General features: G+C 34.0%; 15 protein-coding genes. 4 read left to right on the forward strand and 11 right to left on the reverse strand.

The features are described from left to right. Positions 1 to 66, reverse strand: a 66-nt coding sequence (locus EG242_RS15255; RefSeq protein WP_397258890.1) for an NAD-dependent epimerase/dehydratase family protein, incomplete at its 3' end; no start/stop codon positions are given. 311 nt (positions 67 to 377) lie between these two features. Here EG242_RS15255 and EG242_RS11475 point away from each other — a divergent pair. Further along, a complete protein-coding gene (locus EG242_RS11475) occupies positions 378 to 746 on the forward strand; it encodes a hypothetical protein (RefSeq protein ID WP_124900011.1) in 369 nt (122 codons plus the stop codon). 218 nt (positions 747 to 964) lie between these two features. Here the strand turns inward: EG242_RS11475 and EG242_RS11480 are convergent, their stop codons facing one another. The 5 genes from EG242_RS11480 to EG242_RS11500 all read right to left on the reverse strand — a co-directional run bounded on the left by EG242_RS11480 (position 965) and on the right by EG242_RS11500 (position 6,500). Beyond that, positions 965 to 1,570 carry an outer membrane beta-barrel protein gene (locus tag EG242_RS11480; RefSeq protein WP_124900012.1) on the reverse strand — a complete coding sequence of 202 codons (606 nt, stop codon included), beginning with the start codon at positions 1,568 to 1,570 and terminating at the stop codon, positions 965 to 967. 261 nt (positions 1,571 to 1,831) lie between these two features. Next, positions 1,832 to 2,851 carry a UDP-glucose 4-epimerase GalE gene (gene galE, locus EG242_RS11485; RefSeq protein WP_124900013.1) on the reverse strand — a complete coding sequence of 340 codons (1,020 nt, stop codon included), beginning with the start codon at positions 2,849 to 2,851 and terminating at the stop codon, positions 1,832 to 1,834. A gap of 89 nt (positions 2,852 to 2,940) precedes the next feature. Then, complete coding sequence (locus tag EG242_RS11490) at positions 2,941 to 3,369, reverse strand: adenylyltransferase/cytidyltransferase family protein (protein WP_124900014.1); 429 nt, start codon at positions 3,367 to 3,369, stop codon at positions 2,941 to 2,943. Between the two features lie 163 nt (positions 3,370 to 3,532). Continuing rightward, complete coding sequence (locus EG242_RS11495) at positions 3,533 to 4,825, reverse strand: nucleotide sugar dehydrogenase (RefSeq protein ID WP_124900015.1); 1,293 nt, start codon at positions 4,823 to 4,825, stop codon at positions 3,533 to 3,535. A 244-nt stretch (positions 4,826 to 5,069) separates the two neighbouring features. After that, a complete protein-coding gene (locus EG242_RS11500) occupies positions 5,070 to 6,500 on the reverse strand; it encodes a sigma-54-dependent transcriptional regulator (RefSeq protein WP_124900016.1) in 1,431 nt (476 codons plus the stop codon). Between the two features lie 443 nt (positions 6,501 to 6,943). Here EG242_RS11500 and EG242_RS11505 point away from each other — a divergent pair, with 443 nt between their 5' ends. Next, complete coding sequence (locus tag EG242_RS11505; RefSeq protein WP_158608866.1) at positions 6,944 to 7,852, forward strand: EamA family transporter; 909 nt, start codon at positions 6,944 to 6,946, stop codon at positions 7,850 to 7,852. 155 nt (positions 7,853 to 8,007) lie between these two features. Then, the gene (locus EG242_RS11510; protein WP_124900018.1) at positions 8,008 to 8,475 is read left to right on the forward strand and encodes a lipocalin-like domain-containing protein; all 468 of its coding nucleotides are present in this window, start codon (positions 8,008 to 8,010) and stop codon (positions 8,473 to 8,475) included. Between the two features lie 36 nt (positions 8,476 to 8,511). Here the strand turns inward: EG242_RS11510 and EG242_RS11515 are convergent, their stop codons facing one another. The 5 genes from EG242_RS11515 to EG242_RS11535 all read right to left on the reverse strand — a co-directional run bounded on the left by EG242_RS11515 (position 8,512) and on the right by EG242_RS11535 (position 19,297). After that, the gene (locus EG242_RS11515) at positions 8,512 to 8,733 is read right to left on the reverse strand and encodes a hypothetical protein (RefSeq protein WP_124900019.1); all 222 of its coding nucleotides are present in this window, start codon (positions 8,731 to 8,733) and stop codon (positions 8,512 to 8,514) included. Between the two features lie 417 nt (positions 8,734 to 9,150). Further along, positions 9,151 to 10,311: a Na+/H+ antiporter NhaA gene (gene nhaA / locus EG242_RS11520; protein ID WP_203227720.1), complete on the reverse strand. Its 1,161-nt coding sequence runs from the start codon at positions 10,309 to 10,311 to the stop codon at positions 9,151 to 9,153. A 146-nt stretch (positions 10,312 to 10,457) separates the two neighbouring features. Further along, positions 10,458 to 12,773, reverse strand: coding sequence for a translocation and assembly module lipoprotein TamL (tamL, locus tag EG242_RS11525; protein ID WP_124900021.1), 2,316 nt, complete (start codon positions 12,771 to 12,773; stop codon positions 10,458 to 10,460). Then, positions 12,745 to 17,784: a translocation/assembly module TamB domain-containing protein gene (locus EG242_RS11530; protein WP_449578462.1), complete on the reverse strand. Its 5,040-nt coding sequence runs from the start codon at positions 17,782 to 17,784 to the stop codon at positions 12,745 to 12,747. Before EG242_RS11530 ends, tamL begins: the two co-directional genes overlap by 29 nt. Positions 17,785 to 18,100: 316 nt before the next feature. Beyond that, positions 18,101 to 19,297 carry an aminotransferase class I/II-fold pyridoxal phosphate-dependent enzyme gene (locus EG242_RS11535; RefSeq protein WP_124900022.1) on the reverse strand — a complete coding sequence of 399 codons (1,197 nt, stop codon included), beginning with the start codon at positions 19,295 to 19,297 and terminating at the stop codon, positions 18,101 to 18,103. A gap of 151 nt (positions 19,298 to 19,448) precedes the next feature. Between EG242_RS11535 and EG242_RS11540 the strand changes: the two genes are divergently transcribed. Continuing rightward, positions 19,449 to 19,910: an Lrp/AsnC family transcriptional regulator gene (locus tag EG242_RS11540; RefSeq protein WP_124900023.1), complete on the forward strand. Its 462-nt coding sequence runs from the start codon at positions 19,449 to 19,451 to the stop codon at positions 19,908 to 19,910. Positions 19,911 to 19,976 lie beyond the last annotated feature (66 nt).

A 19,976-nucleotide genomic window follows, 5' to 3' on the forward strand; every position in this document is an offset into this window, starting at 1 on the left:
CAATTCTCGAACAACATGTGATCCGATAAATCCTGCTCCCCCGGTAATAATGATGGTCTGCTTCATTTTTTAGTGTTTTGATAATTTTTCATCAAAGATAATTTATTTTTTTTAATTGGAACGCACTTACAGATTAGCCTTACGAGGTTTAAATTGATAGGTTATCGGGTATTTTATTATTAATCATTTTTTTTATAATCAATACAAAAACGTTTTTATTCACTAAAAAAAAGTCACTCCGGCGTGAATTAAATAACAATAATTTTACACGATTTTACAAAAAACAATAACTTTTTTTTATATATTTACAATAAATAATTCGCAATAAATAATTATTTAGATAAATAAACAACCTTATACACAAACATAATAACGCAATGAAATTTCCATTTTTTAAAGCAAAGAAAGTATTAAGTACTAATGCAGAAAACAACGAGACTAGGCAGTCAGAAATTTCAGCCAAATTACAAGCTCAACTACCATCATACAAAGACATTGTTAAAATTAAATACAGACTTTTATGTAAAGTTGGAAGGAAAGGTGAAAATTTTGCAGCTAAATTAGCTGAAACAGGTGATGAAGTTTTCTACAGCGCTAAAGGTACCCATCAATACTATGTAATGGGAACCACAGCAAAAATGAGTGCAAAAGAAGAGCTTATTAAAGAAAAACTATTGAGCCTTATAGAAAAAGGAGAAAAATACGACTGTACGTTGAACGAGTGGAGTATTGAGGCTGATTGTTGAGTTTAAGGTTGGGGGTTAAGGTTTAATAAGCGATTTTACATACCCCTAGCCCCCTTCAAAGCGGGAATTTATATTGATGTTGATTCCTGATTGTTATACTAAACATAAATTATATGAATGACCTTGGTTTACATTATAAAAATGTAGTGAAATACCACAAACAAAAAAAGGCCTGAACGTACTACATTCAAGCCTTTACCATTTGTATATAAAGTAAATTATTTACCTAATTTAATAGAAACCCCAATTAAACCTGTTACGTAACCACCGGTAGTACTGTCTTCTCCAGGAATACTATAACCATTGTACCCAACATTTTGACTAAAGTTCATAATATATGTACCGTCTAAGAAAATACCAACACGGTCACTAACATTGTACTGAGGTTTTAATCCAATTTGGAAATTCCCCATTGCATCGGTAGCGTCTGTAGCTTTACTTTTACCAAAGTTTAAACCAAAACCAGCATGTGCCATAACATCAAACTTTGTAATTTGTGGGTTTATAGCTTGTAATACTTGATAAGTAGCTTCTGCCGTTAACTTGTTGTAGTTTACACCGTGGTTACTAAAATCTTTATGCTTAAAGGTTGTATTTGAATAAGTTCCGCGTACACCCCATAAATTATTTAATTGGTAGTTTGCGCCTAACTGAATAGTGTTTAATCCACTTACGTCTGTACGATCTACATTGTCTGGGCTGAATGCCAAATTATATCCATAACCTGCTTCTAAAGTTACCTTATCTAAAAAAGAAGATTCTTGGGCATTCATTTCATTTAACGATACCACTGCCAATGCAGCTACTAATACTAATTTTTTCATTTTTTATGATTAATTGATTATTTACATTAAATATAGTGTACTTGAACTATGATTAGTATTTCTACACTATTGCCCTGCTTTATATAATTAATTTCTAAATTGTAGTTAAAAACACTTCTAGTTTTAACAGGCGCAAATATATTCATAAAAAATTAACCAAACTAACAATTAAAACGCTAATTGTTAATTTGGTTATTGTTTTTTAAAAAACATAAGATATAATATGCTATTTATTAATGAAAAAGCAACAATTACCTTATTCTATAAATTATCTGTTAAGCTTTGCTGAAAAGCCCACGCTGTCTGCATAGAGTTTTGCAAGGAGGTTTTTGGTTGCCAGCCTAGTTCGTTCTGTGCCAACGAATAATCGGCATAAGCTTCTACGATATCTCCTGCTCTGCGCGGCTTAATTTCATAAGGTATTTTAATATTATTGGCTTTTTCAAAAGCATCAACAATTTCTAAAACCGTTGAGCCTGTGCCCGATCCTAGATTAAAAAATTCCAGATTCGATTTATTTTTGCCCGCTAACAGCCGTTGAATTGCTTTTACGTGCGCTTCTGCTAAATCATTTACATCGATATAATCGCGTACCGCAGTTCCATCACGGGTTTCGTAATCGTTGCCAAAAACACCTAAACGCTCTCTAATTTGCATAGCTGTTTGGGTAACATAAGGAATTAAGTTATTTGGAATTCCATTAGGCACTTCACCTATTAAGGCAGAATCATGTGCTCCAACCGGATTGAAATATCTTAATGCAATTGCTTTTTTATTAGTAGCTTTTACAAAATCTTCTATAATTTCTTCGCCCATTTTTTTAGTGTTACCGTAGGGCGATTCAGGTTTTTTAAGCGGTGTACTTTCGTTAATTGGCATTTTATCTGCCTGACCATAAACCGTACATGAAGACGAGAAGATAAAATGATCTACCTTGTTTTCATCCATCACCTCTAATAAATTCAAAAGTCCCATTAAATTATTGCGGTAGTACATTAATGGTTTTTCTACTGATTCGCCTACTGCTTTGTACGCTGCAAAATGAATAACGCCATCTATTACATTTGACTGAAAAAAAATGTTTACGGCATGAAGATCTTTTAAATCTATGTTATAATATTTTGGTTGGATACCTGTAATGCTTGTTATTTTTTCCCATACCTCTAATTGTGAATTGGAAAGATCGTCGATGATTGTAACGTTAAAGCCTGCCTGCTGAAGTGCAACTACTGTATGCGAACCTATGTAGCCTAAGCCGCCTGTTACCAAAATGTTTTTCATTAATTTTTATTTTTTAATGTAGATCTACTTATATTTATTATAAAATGATCTACCAAGGGATGTACTTATTGTATTATTTATAAGGTATCTTATTCGGCTAATTTAGTAATTTCTTTTTCTACAACTGTTTGACGTAAGCCAGAACTTGAAAATCTGTGGTCGCGACGATTGTAATATAATTGAATGCCTTTTTCTTCGCAATACGTTCTGCCTGTGAAATTCACTTCTTTATATTCTTCCCCTAAAATTCTAACATCAATTTTAAATGATCTTAAAATATCTTCTAAATCTTGTTCTGTTGCATAAGGAACCACCTCATCTACAAATACACAAGCTTTTAATTGAATGTAACGCTCTACCACACTTTGTACAGGCTTGTTTTTGTTTGGCCTATCTATAGTTGGATCTGTTTGTAAACCACAAATTAAATAATCGCACTGTCTTTTAGCATCTTCTAACATTTTAATATGCCCCGCATGCAGTAAATCGAAGGCGCTAAACGTAATTCCTATCTTCATAATTGTTGTTTCTCTTTTTTGACTAAGAGCGGAAATTTACCACTTTTTTTTAAATTGTGAAAGTCATAAGCTGCTGTTTGTAACAATAAAATGCTTTAGTTTTTTTTTGAATACAACTACTTTACGGAATAACATTCACAAAAACATTTTAAGTTTAAAAGCATTAAAGTCTGCCTTCTACCGTTTCGGTCAACACCCCTTTAACATCGTAAATAACGGCATTTGGTTCTAAAAGGTCGCGTAAGTTAAGTTCTAAAAACTGCTGATGCCCAACTGCAAGTACAGCGGCATGATAATTTGCCTTACTTAAATGCTCTACCACCTTTACACTGGTATTTATTTTTCTTTTGCGCCAATCTACCCACGGATCGTAAACCGTTACCTTACAACCGTAATCATTTAAACCATCTACTACATCCCAGACTTTTGAATTTCGCATATCGGGACAATTTTCCTTAAAGGTAACTCCCAAAACCAATACATTAGCATCTTTGATCTTTATATCGTTTTTAATCATGAGCTTTACAACTTGGGAAGCTACAAAAGATCCCATGGAATCGTTAAGCCTACGTGCTGTTAGAATCAATTCGGAATGATAACCAACCTGCTGTGCTTTTTGCGCTAAGTAAAAAGGATCAACCCCTATACAATGGCCACCAACAAGCCCGGGCTGAAAAGGCATAAAATTCCATTTAGTTCTTGCAGCTTGCAAAACCGCATTCGTATCAATATCCATAAGTGCAAAAATCTTTGACAATTCATTGACAAACGCAATGTTTATATCGCGTTGCGCGTTTTCTATGACCTTAGCTGCTTCGGCAACCTTTATAGACGGTGCTTTGTGTGTACCGGCTGTTATTACTGAACGGTAAAGAGCATCAACATGTGAAGCAGTTTCGGGAGTAGATCCTGAAGTAACCTTAATGATTTTATCTATGGTTCGTTGTTTATCACCCGGATTTACACGTTCTGGTGAATATCCTGCAAAAAAATCGACATTAAATTTTAAACCGGAAACTTCTTCCAAAACCGGCACGCACTCTTCTTCGGTAACGCCCGGATAAACGGTTGATTCATATACTACCACATCACCTTTTTTAAGTACCTTACCTACTAACTGTGATGCTTTTTTAAGCGATGTTAAATCGGGACTGTTATTTTTATCTACTGGTGTTGGTACAGTTATAATATAGTAGTTTGCTTGTCGCAGTTCGTCTTGCGAAGAACTAAAGTACAGACCTGTACCTTTATTGGACAGATGATTTTCGGGTAGCAGCACCTTTTTTAGATCAACCTCTGAAACTTCATTGGTTACATCTACCGACTGCCGCAACTCTTTAATTCTTGTTTCATTGATATCATATCCTATAACAGCATACTTTTGTGCAAAAAGCACTGAAAGTGGCAAACCTACATAACCTAAACCTATAACAGCTATTTTATATTCTTTTTCCATTTTTTATTTTTTCAACAAGTGATTAGTACAGCAATCTTTACGCCAAAGGTGTTTTCACACAGCATGCGAGCTATACAGACAGGTGATTCTACAAATTAAAGTAGAAACACTCAAAAAATCCACAAAGTGTTGCATGAAGCCTCTAAATTTATAGGTTATTTAATAGTGATAAAACAAATTTGATAAAAAAAAACGGGCTAATGCCCGTTCTTGTTATTTATTTTGAAAGAATGTATTTAAAGCATTACAATTCAATATCGTAAAGTTTAAGTTTGTTGTAAAGGGTTTTTCTGTCGATGCCCAATATTTGTGCGGCTTTTGTTTTATTGTATTTGGCTTTTTCAAGAGCTACACGAATTAATTGCTCTTCGGTAGCAGATGAATACAGCTTAAGATCTTCACGTTGTAAGGTAGTACCTGTCATAGGGGTGACTCCGTTTAAACTATGATTTGCTGTATCAACAGGTTTTAAAACATTGTATTCAAACATTTCTGCGGGCAGCACACTTTTCTCGATAAAGGCTGTTTTAGTAAGCAACACCGCACGTTTTATAATGTTACGCATTTCACGCAGGTTACCCGGCCATTCGTAATCTAAAAAAACATCTATTACTTCATCGGATAATCCTTGTATATTTCGTTCTAATTCTTGGTTAGATTGTGTGATAAAGAAATTTGCAAATTCTAAAATATCCTTGCCTCTTTCATTTAATCGTGGTGCCTGAATTGAAAATTCATTTAAGCGATGGTATAAATCTTCACGAAAATCGCCTTCACGTACTGCTTTTTGTAAATCTTCGTTGGTTGCAGCAATGATTCGAATATCTACGTCTACTTCTTTACTGCTTCCTACAGGTTTTACTTTACGTTCTTGCAATGCTCGTAACAATTGTACCTGCACATCATACGAAAGGTTACCCACTTCATCTAAAAAAATGGTTCCGCCGCTGGCTGCTTCAAAATGCCCCACTTTATCGGTAGTTGCACCTGTAAAAGATCCTTTTACGTGACCAAAGAACTCACTTGCCGCCAAATCTTTAGGAATGGCTCCACAATCTACCGCTATATAAGGTTTATTTGCTCTTTTACTTAACTTATGTATAGAATATGCAATATTTTCTTTTCCCGTACCACTGTCGCCAATTATTAAAACCGAAATATTCGTTGGTGCTACTACGTTTATAAATTCATAAAGCTCTTTTGATTTTTCGCTTTTACCTTTAATAAAATGACTACCTGAATAGGAAACAGTTGGGGTATTGTGTTGGTTATTTGATACCTGAACTTCGTAATTTACAATGGTAGACGTTTTACCGGCGTCTGCTAACGCTTTATTGATTGTAAGCAATAACTCGTCTGAATTAATGGGCTTTGAAACATAATCAAACGCACCCATTTTCATAACATTAACCGCAGTTTTAATATCGGTATACCCCGTCATAAGTATAACTTGTGTAGAGGGATTTACTTCTTTTATGAATTTTAAAATCTCGATACCGTCGCTATCTGGCAAACGAACGTCGGTTAAAACAAGATCAATCTGTTGATCGTTTAAGATGACTGTTGCTTCTTTAAATGAAAATGCACTGAAAACTTGAAATCCCTTTTTTGCAAGGAACGTCTTCATCATCAGGCAAAAAGAAACGTCATCTTCTATAATTAAAATATTTTTCATTTTAGTGATATATAATCATTAGGCTTAATAAGGTTTTGGAAAGTTACAAAATATTTAGATAGGTAGTATCTATTACAGCTAAATAACTCTATTTTTATTGTTTATTTTTTAAGAAATATCTAATTAAAACAACAGCTAACAAACACCAAATAAACAACTTAGCCTTTTAACATTTTAACATAAATATGTTATTAATTACATTTGTATGACCTATGAACAATTGTAAGCCAACAGCGAAATTTATACGTACCAAAACCTTTACTTCTTTCATTTACAGCAATCTATAAAGAATCAATTAGCAAGAAATTTAAAGGTTGCGTTCGTATAAACTTTAAAAATAAATTTCAAGATTATTAACTAAAAAGTAAGAGAACCATTATATTATTTAAGGTTGATTTATGACCTTTGCAATTAAATTTACTGACTTTAACATTTTGCATTGTATGAATACAAACCTAAATTTATCAACCAAACATCTTTTGTTTGTACTTATAACCGTTATTATATGGGGTACCAACTTTATTGCAATTTATTTAGGTTTAAAAGAATTACCTCCTTTTCTTTTTTGTACGATACGTTTTGCACTTTCGGCATTACCTTTTGTGTTTTTTATACCTAGACCCAAAGCACCGTTATTATTTATTATTGGGTTTGGAATTTTTAATTTTGCGTTACAGTTTGGATTGCTTTTTAGTGGGATACAAATGGGATTATCACCCGGTTTGGCATCATTAGTTATGCAGATACAAGTGTTTTTTTCAATGGGACTTGCAATTTTACTGTTTAAAGAAACACCCAATTGGTTTAAAATTTCGGGTTCATTAATATCGTTTGTAGGAATAGGAATTGTGGCAGCACACGTAGGCGGCGATGTTACCACTATAGGTTTGCTGCTAACGTTAATGGCATCATTGGCGTGGGCATCGGGAAATATGTTTACTAAAAAGATAAATGCCGTTTCACCCCTTTCTTTAGTGGTATGGGGAAACCTTGTTGCTTTTCCGTTTATGGCGGCTACCTCTTATTACATAGACGGAACTGACTTAATTATACATTCAATCAGTACTATTTCGTGGACTGCCGTACTTGCCATAATTTACGTTGTTTACATATCTACACATATTGGTTACGGGCTTTGGGGTTTGTTGATAAAAACATATCCTACCGTTGCTGTAGTTCCTTTTACCCTGCTTATTCCTATTGTGGGGTTTTTAAGTTCGGCGATATATTTAAAGGAAGAATTAACAGATTGGAAATTGTATGCCTCTTTTTTTATTATGATAGGACTTGTTTTTAACCTTTTTGAAAGTAAAATTTTAAAATTTATTGCGCTGATTAAACGGAATAATTAAGAGATCGGCACATATATATTAACAATCGTTATATCTTTTTATTTTTTTTAAAATTTTAAAGATACTTACAACCTTTTATGATTTTTTTACGTCTATAGTTTAATTGAAAGACAATTACTATTTTTGCAATTATTTATTAACATTAAAATTTTATCATGAAAAAAGTAAGTACTTTATTATTTGCCTCAACAATTACCTTATTTTTATTATCTGCATGTTCTAGTGACGATAACGCACCTGCCCCACAACCAGAACCAGTAAACCACTTATTGGGCAAATGGAAACTAAACACTATGAGCATAAAATCTTATGAAGATGGTGAACTTGTAGGTGAAAATAATGATCTACCTGTTGCATCGCAAATTACATGGGAATATGAATTTAAAGCCGATTTATCAGTAGAATATTACATGGCTATACCGGCTGCAGAGTTTGAAGAAAAAGGTAAAGGAACCTATTCTACTTCTGGAAACTCAATAACCATAACAATTGATGGTGAGCCAGGTGTTTTTGAAATTTCTAAAAACGATGCAGACAATTTACACTTAAAAATGACGGAAGAAGAAGAAAGCGGTGGCGTTATCTATAAAGAAGAAATGGAACAAAAGTTTATTAGAAAATAATATATTGTTAAAAAACCACTCGTAGGAGTGGTTTTTTTATTTAGGCATTTTAACATACGGTAATATCCTTTTTTTGTTAAAGGCATTCACCCCGTTTAAAGGAACCATTTCTATTGGATCTACGTACCATTTGTTAACTCCTATATCAAAATACGCCAAGGCATTTGACACAAGATTGTTAACATCGCGATTTACCACGTACATACCCGACTGATCCGGCTGATTTTCCGGATAATCTAACCATTTAAAATTCTTCATAGCTTTTTTTCTTAAATTTAGTGAAAATTATTTTACCAATCCTATGCAGGCATGGTTGATTCATTTTTATTTGTATGATGATTAAAAGCAATCCGTTGGTTGTATTTATTTCCACCGCATAGGAGGAACATAGATTTTTCTTATGTTTTTAAAAGTTTATGATAGGCGTTTTACTTTTAGCATAGCAAACTATGTGAAAAAATAATATCATTTTCTATCCCTTCTATACGAAATAGTTATAATTCTATACGCCTATGTGGTTATTTTTTTATTTATTTTGAATTACACCCATCGAGTTAAAAGTAGTTTATAAAACATTCGTTCTTAAAAACAGGAGTATCATTCTGAAATCAAACCTATCAACATTCAGCTTCTACTGTTTTATTTAGTATGAGGCTTGTAAGGTATCAATACAAATTATTTTTTGTTTGAATTAGCTTTAAGCACTAAGTAGCCAATTGTTCCTGCAATGATTGAAGTGAGCAACACCGAGATTTTTGCTTCGGATACAAATAATGGTTCTTTAAACGAAAGTATCGAAATAAAAATAGACATTGTAAAACCTATTCCGGCAAGCATTCCTACACCAATTATATGCATCCAAGTGCTTCCTTCGGGTAAAGATGCAATACCCAATCTTGTACATACCCACGATGTAAGCAATATGCCTATAGGTTTACCAAAAAATAAGCCGAAAAATATTCCCAATCCTAAAGGGGCAGTTAACCCGTGTACCATTTCGGACTGCCAGGTAATATTGGTATTGGCAAATGCAAACAGCGGAATTATAAAAAAGTTTACCGGTTTTATTAAAGCATGTTCTAATCTTTCTAAAGGTGATTCTACAGCTGTATCGTTTGTAGGAAGCGTCATAGCTACCATTACACCCGCAATTGTAGCGTGTATGCCCGAATGATGAACGAAATACCAAATAAAAATACCGGGTATAAGATACAAATATGGATTTTTAACCTTAAAACGATTCATTGCAATAAGCACTAGCATTGCTACAGCAGCGTATCCTAAGTATCCAAGTTGTATGCCCGAAGAATAAAAGAACGCAATAACCAATATCGCAATAAGATCGTCTACAATTGCCAAAGCAGCGAGGAATATTTTTAAACTTATAGGAATTCTTTTATCTAACAAGGAAATAACTGCCAGCGCAAAGGCAATGTCTGTTGCCATAGGAATTGCCCAACCAGAAACTGTTTCGGTTCCATTATTAAATAGTAGAAAAATAATTGCAGGAACTATAGCGCCGCCTATGGCACATAAAATAGGTAATAAGGCTTTTTTAGGTGATGATAGTTCACCTTCTACAATTTCTCTTTTAATTTCTAGTCCCACTAAAAGAAAAAACAGAGCCATAAAACCATCGTTTATCCATAAAGAAACGGAATATTTTAGATGGATTGATTCATTTTCATAACCTAAAGTAGTATCTAAAATATTTTGTAAAGTATTACTTAAGGGTGAGTTAGCAACTATAAGTGATAGTATTACACACAAAAAAAGCAGAATACCACCAAAGTTATTTGATTTTACAAAATTTTTAAACACCGTTAAGTTAATCATACTCATGATCTATTTTTTTATTGCAATGCTGCAAAGATACCATTAACCGCAATAAATTGAAGTATTATCTTATGCATTCATTTCAAATAACCAAAATACTTTAGTTATTGGTTTATATTTACAAAGTTGCTGCAAAGTGTTGTATCTTAAAAAGGATAACCAATTGCTATGTTTAGCATTAAATTATCGCGACGCCAGTATTTATCTTTAAAATTAATTTCGTTAAAACTCCAACGATCACCTTTTGGATAATAAGGTACACGTAATGGTATCGCTAAATCGGTTCTAAGTATCAGTATATTAAAATCAAAACGTAAACCTATACCTGCGCCCACGGCAATTTCAGACAAAAAATCTTTGCTTATTTTTCCGCCTTCGCGTCCTTCTTCATCATTAAACAACCATACATTACCGGCATCAACAAACGCAGCGATATTTAGAAAACTCACTAGTTTTTTACGGTATTCCACATTGGCTTCTAACTTAATATCACCCGCCTGATCGTGAAAAAAAGAAGATTTATCGTTACGGGGATCATAGCTCCCTGGTCCAAGCGTACGTGCTCTAAAAGCGCGTATGCTGTTGCTTCCACCAACAAAAAACTGCTTTGAAAAAGGCATGTGAATAGAGTTTCCGTAAGGATACGCTACCCCACCTATAAAACGCGTGGCAATTTGCGAAGTTTCATCTAACTTTAAGTAATATCTAAAATCGTGTTCCATTTTTACATATTGGCTGTAAGGAACTCCTAATATTGTTTTAGGTTCTTCTTGATCGGCATTTGCTCCCGAAATTAACCCCGTTAAATTGGCAGATAAATCCAATAATCCCTTATAATAAAACGTATGTTTTTTAGGAAGCATGGTTGTGGTATATGTATAGGAATATACAGGACCAAAAATTAACTGACGCTCTGTTATACGTGCTAACGATGGATTGTCTGCCTTCTGCTCTTCGAACTTAGCTGTTTCATTTTCAGGAGTTACATACGTAATTTCTATCAGTTTTAAATCATGTTCACGCAAGGCGTTTTCTTTCCAAATATATCCAAATGATGCATTAAAATTATGTAAGGTGTACAACTGTGTCCGGTTTTGAAATTCGTACCCCAACTCTACCCTTGTGCGGGGCACAAAAGCACTTGACGATTCAAATTTAAAAGGTGCAATAATTCGCGGCCACGTTAAACTAAACCTACTACCTACACGGTAAATATTGTTGGCATCTTTATTACCACCCAACTGAAAATCGATGGCAGTATAAAGCGTGGCTGCAAAAAGTTCGGCTCCTCTTAAAAAATTACGGTGGCGCCAATTAAAGTTTACTTCGCCACCCACATAACTTGCCGAGTTTGATTTACCCAAGGTTTCTAAACGCAACGATTTAAAATCGTTTGGTGTAAGGTAGTAAAACACATCAAATTTATTTGAAAGTGAATCGGTTAACACAAACTGATTTTTAACAAACTTAAACGTTCCCAGATTAATCAACCTGCTTAAGGTAAGGTTGTGGTTGGATCTGTTGTACAAATCGCCCGACTTAAAATACAAGGCGCGATCGTAAATCTGTGGTCTAAATTTTTTCTTTGGATCAATAATGTAGCTGTTTTCTTTCCATAAAAGGGTATCCACATCTGCCCGAACCAAATTTCTACGGTTGCGGTTGCTGCGTAAGTTATAGTCAGAAAATATGTAGATTTTATCTATAGTAAATTGTTTACGCGCTAGTTCGGGTGTGTTGTTCTTCACCTTTAGGTTTAAATCTACCTTATGCTTCACTTCGGTACTGTCTACCTGAATGATTAAATTATCAGGATCAAAATAATAAAAACCGTTTTCTTTTAAGGATGCATCTATACGCTCGCGTTCGGTTTTAATAACTTCTAAATTAAAAGGTTCGTTTACCTTTAACAATGTTTTGTCGACTGTTTTGTTTATTTCGGTTGATAAAACGGTGCTGTCTGTAGGAAAAGTAACCTTGTTAATTAGATATTGTGTGCGTGGCGACACATTGTATTTAATTTTAACTTTTTTATTTTTTGGTAAGGTATCGTACGAAGCCGAAATATTAAAATAACCACGGTTTTCGCCGGTATTTTCTATAAGATCTAAATTAAACGGAATATCCACATCACTTAAATGTACAGGCTTCTCGCCTACCTTGTATTTTAACCAATGTTTGAAACCTTTGTCTTTTTTAGGTTCGCTTGTTATGTTGTATATGTACAATTTTGGTCGTAAGCCTAAAAACGAAGCGTTAGGTTTTGGTGTTAACGATGCTTCTAAAACATTTTTAAGTTCTGTTTTTTTTGATTTTGACAAAGAATCACTTAAAATGTTAATGGACGCACCAGTGTATAGGTAATCACCTTCGGGTACAAATCGGGTATTGCTGCAACCAACTAAAAACAGTGCTGTTGCGGCAAAAAATGCTTTATTTAGTTGTTGTGGTAGCTTGCTCATTTTGTAATGTTCTTTGGGTTCTTTTAAATTCACGGTTGCGTTTACGGCGACGTAATAAATCACTAAACTGGTTGTAATCAAGTGTTATAACAAAACCAACACCTGTTTCTATAATCTGCCCTTGTAATGCTACTTGATATTCGTTTTTACGATATGCTTTTAACATGTATCTACCATCGCGTGACAATAAATATTCTATCTGAATATCACCGGCAATATTGGTCATTTGTTCGTTTTGGCGTTCAGATCCTTCCAAACCAAAATTACTACCTACGGTAACTTTTAAACGGTCGTTAAGCAGTGATTTAGAAACACCAATGTTTAAATCGGTTCTGTTTTCACGTGTTCCGGTGGTATAATCGTCTGACGATTCTAAATCGAAGTTTAATTCTACGCCTTCTACCAAATCTGCAGCCAAATTATTTAATTGTTCAGACAACATACGGCTAACACTTTGGCGAGCCATACTTTCTGCAGACATACCTGTACTGCTTTGGAACGGATTTTCGCCAATGAACCTATTTAGCAACAACAAGGCAAAAACTTGTTTATTCATTTCGGATTGTTCGGTACGAAGCTGATCTAATTTTGAATCTACCAAACTTGTAACATCAGATGATACTCCCGGGTTGTTTCCATCAATCTCAATATCAAACGAAATAATAGGTTTTAAAAGTTCGCCCGTCATTTTAAGAAAGGTATTAAACGGAATGCGCTGTTTGAACATATTGGCTTGTTCATCATCGTCTAATTGCTGTTGAACCAAATCTAGTGGTGCCGCTTTTGTTTTGTAAATTGCCGTGATGTCTACATTGGCTTTTGTTGGTTCGCCTGTCCAAACAATAGAACTGCCTTCTTGAATAACGAAACGACGTTTTAATAAACTTACCGACATTTCATAAGCACCTTCATTTACTTCGTATCTACCAACAAGCGTTGTTTTACCCGATGGATCTATTCCGCCAGTTAATTCTGCTTCACCTTGTAATTTTATAAAATCTCCGTTAGCCTTATCAATAATGATAGAAAGTTTGGCATCTTTATTTAGTTCGATATTTATGTTTACGTCTAAACCTTTCAGGGTTTCATCCAGTTCGTCTTGCGGATCTTTTAAGGTATCTTCTAACGCCAACTGATCTTTGTCTACAAACTCAATAATACCTTCGCGTTCTTGCAACGCGGGGCTAGATTGTGGTAAAACAAATGTAAAATCGGTTTTATCGGTTACGGTAATTGTTCCATCTATTTTTGGCAGGTTCATATCGCCTTTAACACCGATGTTTGCATTGATTGCCATAACACCGTATAAAATTTGATTATCGGTTTTTGTTGAATTAACCACTTTAAAATCACGCGCTGATACATTTAATCCAAATTTAAAATCTTGATAGGTTTGTGTTAAAACAGCTCCGTCTATTGTTAGTGCGTTGCCATCGGTATCATTAATTTTAAAGGAATTAAACTCAATTCCACGGTTTGTGAAGCTAATTTCATCATTCATATTCTGAAAGGTGGTATTAAGCTGGGTTACCCCAAAACCTGCATTGTTGAATTTAAGACCACCTAGAATAGAAGGTTTGTCAGTGGTGCCCGAAACCTTTAATTTACCCGAAATGTGTCCTTTGGCATCGGTTAACTGGTTCATAGAAAAACCTTGTATACTGGTCATTTGCAGTGCCTGAATATCTACATCGGCATTAAAGCTACTGGTAGCGGTATCGTAACTTCCTTTAAGTACCATATTGTTATCAAACCCGCTTAACTTTACATCGGCATTGTATAAACTTGCGGTTTCGTTAGCGACCTCAGCGTCTATTGTTCCTATAGCATTGCCAAAAACCTTTAAATCTTTTACGTTTAAATTGGCTGTAAGGCGCAAATCGTTCATTAAATCTTTAATTTCTGCTTCCCCATTAATGGTTCCTTCTGCTAATAAAGAATCTTTGCGCACAATTTCGGTTAAGGTTTCAATCTTAAAATCCTGGAATTTTATGTTTAAAGGTGCTGTTGGTTCTGTACCGTTAGAATTTACCAAAATGGAACTGTTGTTGTTGCTTAATTGTAAATTTTGGGCAACAATACCTGTTGGGTAAATGATTAACTTATTATCGGCAGCAATTGCCCAGGTATCGTAATTAAGAACCAAACCATCTTGTTTTAACGAGACATCGATCAACTCATTAGCTGTTGCTACATTTCCGGCAATTTTATACTGTACTTCGTCTTTTTCGTTTTTAACCATTAGGTTATAATCAATCACATCGTTCTTTACAAAACCATCTAACACAATATTTGCCAGTCTAAACTGTTCACTGTCTAATTCATTTAATGTTACAGCATAATTTAAACTTTCTTCGTCGTTACCTGCCGAAAGTTTGATGTCGTTGAGTTTATAAGCACCATATTCTAATTGCGGCACACTACCATAAACGGTTATTTTACGAGTATCGGCATTGTAAGCACCATATAAATTAATGGTTTGGAAGGATTTTAATTCTGGAACAAATTTACGTATTAGGTCGTCGTTCTTAATTTTCCCACGGAAATCAAAATATTGCGATGGAGCAATGGCAAGTGGTTCTGTTGATTGTTTTTGAAACTGATAATATTGATTAACCGTATTTAGAAGCGATGTACTTATCTCGGTAAGCTTGTATTTTCCGGTGATTGATGCATCAACAATTTGCGAACGTAGATCGATGCTGTTAATGGTATCGTTACTTACCGCCTTTAAGCTGACTTCGCTAACAGGATAAATTTCTTCACCATCAGACAATACAAAATCTTGCAAAAGCAGTTCGCCGTTTAAAGCATCAGGATTTAAAGACGAAAAATCGGCATTCAATTTTCCTGCCAGTGCCATTGGTGTAGCATAAAAGCCCAATTTGTTTAAATCTACCTTGTACACCGTACCTTCTGTTTTAAGCGTAGGTGCATCGGCATTATAAACGCCACTTGCAACTATATTCAGCTTGGCATTTTCATCGTCAGAATTTAGTGTAACGTTGTAATTACCGTTGGTTAAAGCGCCTTTTACCGAAACACTACGGTAGGTATAGCCTTTAAAACCAGCTTCTGTAACAAAAGCATTAACGGTTGCATTGTTTTTTTCGAAATTAAAACCAGTACCTTTGATTTCGGCATTTGCAGTTACTGAACCTAAATCTTTATTTTTTAATAATTTACCAACGTTAAAATTTGCTAACGTGGCTTTTAAATCATAACGCTCGGCATTTTTTACCTTTTGGTTAAACGTTCCGGTAATTTTTGCATTACCAAAAGAAGTCTGCATACCTAAATCGGCATAAATATCGTTTAAACCACCTTTAAGCTTGCCTGAAACAGATAGGTTTTCGGGGATTTCAATGCTATTTGGAATACTGTTTTTGGGTACCAAAGCGGTAATCAACTGTTTATTTGCCGTAAGATCGTTTACTTTAAGATTTACCCATAAATTATCGGTATCCAACGCATTTTTAATGGTACCAGCAGCATTTACGTTTAAGTTACCCAAGCCGCTTAACTTAAATTCCTGCACCAAAAGATCGTTCACAATACCTTTTACATTAGCCGTAAGGTTAAGCACCGCATTTGGATATTTGTTAAACGGAACGGTATTTTTTAAGTTTGGAGCCAACCACAAAATATCTTTAAAACCAATTTTGTTTTGCGGCAAGTTTGCTTCTATAGCAACATTTCCTAAATTGTTAGATAAATCGTCTATAGATGCATACTGCAATTTTAAACTGCGCTGTAAAAAGGTATTTGGCGTTTTAAGTGTAAGATTTTCTAATAAAGTTTCGGTTTCGGCATATTTGAATTTAGTTGATAATTCTTCTAACACAAAGCCGCTTTTTTCTATAAAAGTCAAATCCTTAACTTCGCCCGCTACATTTGTGTCAACCAATTCCAAACTGCGCACTTTACCTTTTAGTTGTGCTATATTTAAATGATTAGCATTAAAGCTTTTGGTGGTATTTTCGCCTTTGCCGTTATTATAAACTACGTTTACATTATCTAAATCGGCTTTTTGCAACACCACTTTTAATGGATTTGCTGTTGAAGCTACGCTGTCATTTTCTGTGGTTGATGCCACTGCCTGTGCCGCTTTAGAATCTGGAGTTAGTAGAATATCAACAAAAGCATCTTTAAAATTCAAATTCTTTAGGTTGAAATTAGAATTTGGCAGATCTAATTGATCAATTTTAGAAGACAGTTCCTTAAATACGATTTTTGCTCGGGTTGCCGAATTTTCATCGTCATAAAGCACATCGAAATTGGTAAGGTTTAAACTTTTAACATCAACTTTTAACGGATTTTTCTGTGAAAGTGAATCTACCGTTTCTTCAACATTTTCTGCCACTTCTTGTAACAACCCTTGATTAAATGTCAGTTTTAAACCATCGGCATTTATGTAATTAACCGCATAATCATTGGTTTCTAAATTAAAAGTGGTAACAATTGTTTTTAAATTGGTAAGTTTTAGGGCAATGTCGTTTTTACTGTTTACATCTTTATAAGCCACATTCACATTTTGTAACTGAATTTTATCTAAATCAATTACAAACGGTTTGCTATCGTCGGTATCTTCTTCTTTTGTTGCAAAAGCATCAATAATATAATCGAAATTAAAAGTATCATCGGCACGTTTTATAACGTTTGCGTTTAATCCATCTAGATCTATCGAAGTAAATTGCGCGGTATTGTTTAATAATTTTGGAAGATTAAGACCTACATTTAATTGGTTTACATATAAAAGTGTATCAACATCTTGCCCTTGCAGAAAAAGGTTTTCTATTTCTATTTTATTGGGAAAATGGACATAAACACGATCTAAGGAAACCTTTGTTTTAATTTTATCTTCTAAATAAGTAACCAGTTTGTCTTTTACAAAATTTTGAACAGCAGGAAACTGTAGCGAATATATCGCCACCAAAATAATCACCAATAAGCAGGCGAAGGTAATTAAAAGGTATTTAACTACTTTCCAAATCTTCTTTTTCAAACTCAATTTTTTTTTCTTTTCCTAACAAAAATATTCATAATTAATTGTAAAAGAAAGTTATTTATGAGTTTATTATTACAAATTGTGTGGTATTTGGTAGTTTGGAAGGTAAAACTGTTTATTTGTTGAATCGATGAATTGTTGATCCCGATGGCTCGGGACAAGTTTTGTTGATTTGTTGAATCGTTGAATTGATGAATTGATGAATTGATGAATCGTTGAGTTGTTGGTTTGTTGGTTTGTTGATTTGTAAAAAAAATCGAAAAGGTACACCTTTCCGATTTTTAATATCATTTGTTAAAAAAATTAATTACCTCACAAATTAAATAACATTCAAGTCTTTTAAACAGCTTTTCATTTGTTCAAATGTTCTTTGAATATCGTTATCTAAACCAATAGAAAAACGAATCAACCCGTCTGAAAGTCCCATTTCTTTTTGTTCATCGGCAGGAATTTCAGATGATGTTGAAGTTCCTGGTGCACTGAATAACGTTTTATAGAAACCTAAACTTACAGCTAAATAACCAATATTACGTTCTTGCATTAATTCCATAACGGCGTTGGCTTTTTCTAACGAACCAACATCAATCGTCAACATTCCGCCAAAACCAAATTCACTGTTGTACATAGATTTGAAAGTTTCGTGCGATGGATGTGAACTTAACCCCGGATAAACGGTTTTAATACCAATTTCGTTAAACGCATTTGCCAAATACAAGCCGTTAGCACTATGCTGTTTCATACGTAAATGTAGCGTACGCATGTTTTTAAGGATACTTGCAGATCTAAAACTATCCATTGTAGAACCAAATAACATACAAGCACCATCGTTTACGCTTTTTAACGCATTGATAAAATCTGCGGTACCACAAACCACACCACCAACTGTATCACTACTTCCGTTAATGTATTTGGTTAAACTGTGAATAACAACATCGGCACCTAAATTTGCTGGTGTAACGCTTAAAGGTGAAAACGTATTATCTACCACCATTTTAATATCTTTTGCTTTCCCTATTTTTACAATAGCAGGAATATCGGCAACTTCTAACAAAGGATTACTTACCGTTTCTAAATAAATAACTTTTGTGTTTGGTTTTACTAACGATTGAATTTTATCAAGATCTGTAATATCAACAAAGTCGATCTCTACACCAAATTTCGGTAAAAAATTCTTTAAAAACGCATACGTACCACCGTAAATAGTACGGCTTGCAATAATGTGATCGTTTTGCTTACACAACTGCATAAGTACTGCCGTAATAGCGCCCATACCCGAAGCGGTTACATTGGCAGCCTCGGTATTTTCCATTTGAGCCAATGCCTCACTTAAATATAAATTTGAAGGCGAACTGTGGCGGCTGTATAAATAACACCCATCGGTGTTTCCTTCAAAAGTATCGAACATACTTTTTGCAGAAAGAAAGGTATAGGTTGAAGAATCTGAAATAGAAGGATTTACTCCCCCGAATTCTCCGAAAAACTGTAAGTCTTGAATTTTATCGGCTGGTTTAAACATAGGTTTATTATAAATTGATTAATAATTAAAAGTAAACACACGGTTTTATATAATCAAAAAAAATAGTGATAAACAGAAAATAAATCTAATATTTAATTATATTTGATTATTATTTGACTACTTTTTATCAATATCGATTAAAAAACAAAACATGAAATTAGACACTACAGATTACAAACTTATTGAACTTTTACAACAGAATTGTAAGCAAACTACTAAAGAAATGGCAGATCAGCTAGATCTTTCGACCACCGCCGTTTACGAACGCATTAAGAAATTAGAGAAACAAAACATTATTACCGATTATATCGCCATTGTTAATAAAGATAAAATTAACCGAAGCTTTATGGCGATATCACATATTAAAATAAAATCGCATTCTAAAGATGCTATTCTGCGTTTTGAAAAAAAGGTAAACCAAATTCCCGAAGTGTTAGAATGTTTTCATGTTAGTGGTGAATACGATTATATTTTAAAAATTGGTGTGCAGGATATGGAAGCTTATCGCGAGTTTATGCTGTCTAAACTTACTACCATGGAAGAAGTACAAAGCACACACAGTATGTTTGTAATTAAAGAGGTTAAAAACTTACGCACGTATCAGGTTTTATAGGCCATTTAGCTGAAATTGGTAAAGAAAATCAATTGTATCGAAAACAAGAAACTTAATATTGTTAGA

The organism is Paenimyroides viscosum (assembly GCF_003858535.1).
Lineage (GTDB): Bacteria > Bacteroidota > Bacteroidia > Flavobacteriales > Flavobacteriaceae > Flavobacterium > Flavobacterium viscosum.

Coding starts and splice junctions, on each gene's coding strand:
- EG242_RS11480 (WP_124900012.1), bottom strand. CDS start 1,570: ATGAAAAAATTAGTATTAGTAGCTGCATTGGCAGTGGTATCGTTAAAT.
- galE (WP_124900013.1), bottom strand. CDS start 2,851: ATGAAAAACATTTTGGTAACAGGCGGCTTAGGCTACATAGGTTCGCAT.
- EG242_RS11505 (WP_158608866.1), top strand. CDS start 6,944: ATGAATACAAACCTAAATTTATCAACCAAACATCTTTTGTTTGTACTT.
- EG242_RS11500 (WP_124900016.1), bottom strand. CDS start 6,500: ATGAAAAATATTTTAATTATAGAAGATGACGTTTCTTTTTGCCTGATG.
- EG242_RS11515 (WP_124900019.1), bottom strand. CDS start 8,733: ATGAAGAATTTTAAATGGTTAGATTATCCGGAAAATCAGCCGGATCAG.
- EG242_RS11510 (WP_124900018.1), top strand. CDS start 8,008: ATGAAAAAAGTAAGTACTTTATTATTTGCCTCAACAATTACCTTATTT.
- EG242_RS11540 (WP_124900023.1), top strand. CDS start 19,449: ATGAAATTAGACACTACAGATTACAAACTTATTGAACTTTTACAACAG.
- EG242_RS11475 (WP_124900011.1), top strand. CDS start 378: ATGAAATTTCCATTTTTTAAAGCAAAGAAAGTATTAAGTACTAATGCA.
- EG242_RS11490 (WP_124900014.1), bottom strand. CDS start 3,369: ATGAAGATAGGAATTACGTTTAGCGCCTTCGATTTACTGCATGCGGGG.
- EG242_RS11495 (WP_124900015.1), bottom strand. CDS start 4,825: ATGGAAAAAGAATATAAAATAGCTGTTATAGGTTTAGGTTATGTAGGT.
- EG242_RS11535 (WP_124900022.1), bottom strand. CDS start 19,297: ATGTTTAAACCAGCCGATAAAATTCAAGACTTACAGTTTTTCGGAGAA.
- tamL (WP_124900021.1), bottom strand. CDS start 12,773: ATGAGCAAGCTACCACAACAACTAAATAAAGCATTTTTTGCCGCAACA.
- nhaA (WP_203227720.1), bottom strand. CDS start 10,311: ATGATTAACTTAACGGTGTTTAAAAATTTTGTAAAATCAAATAACTTT.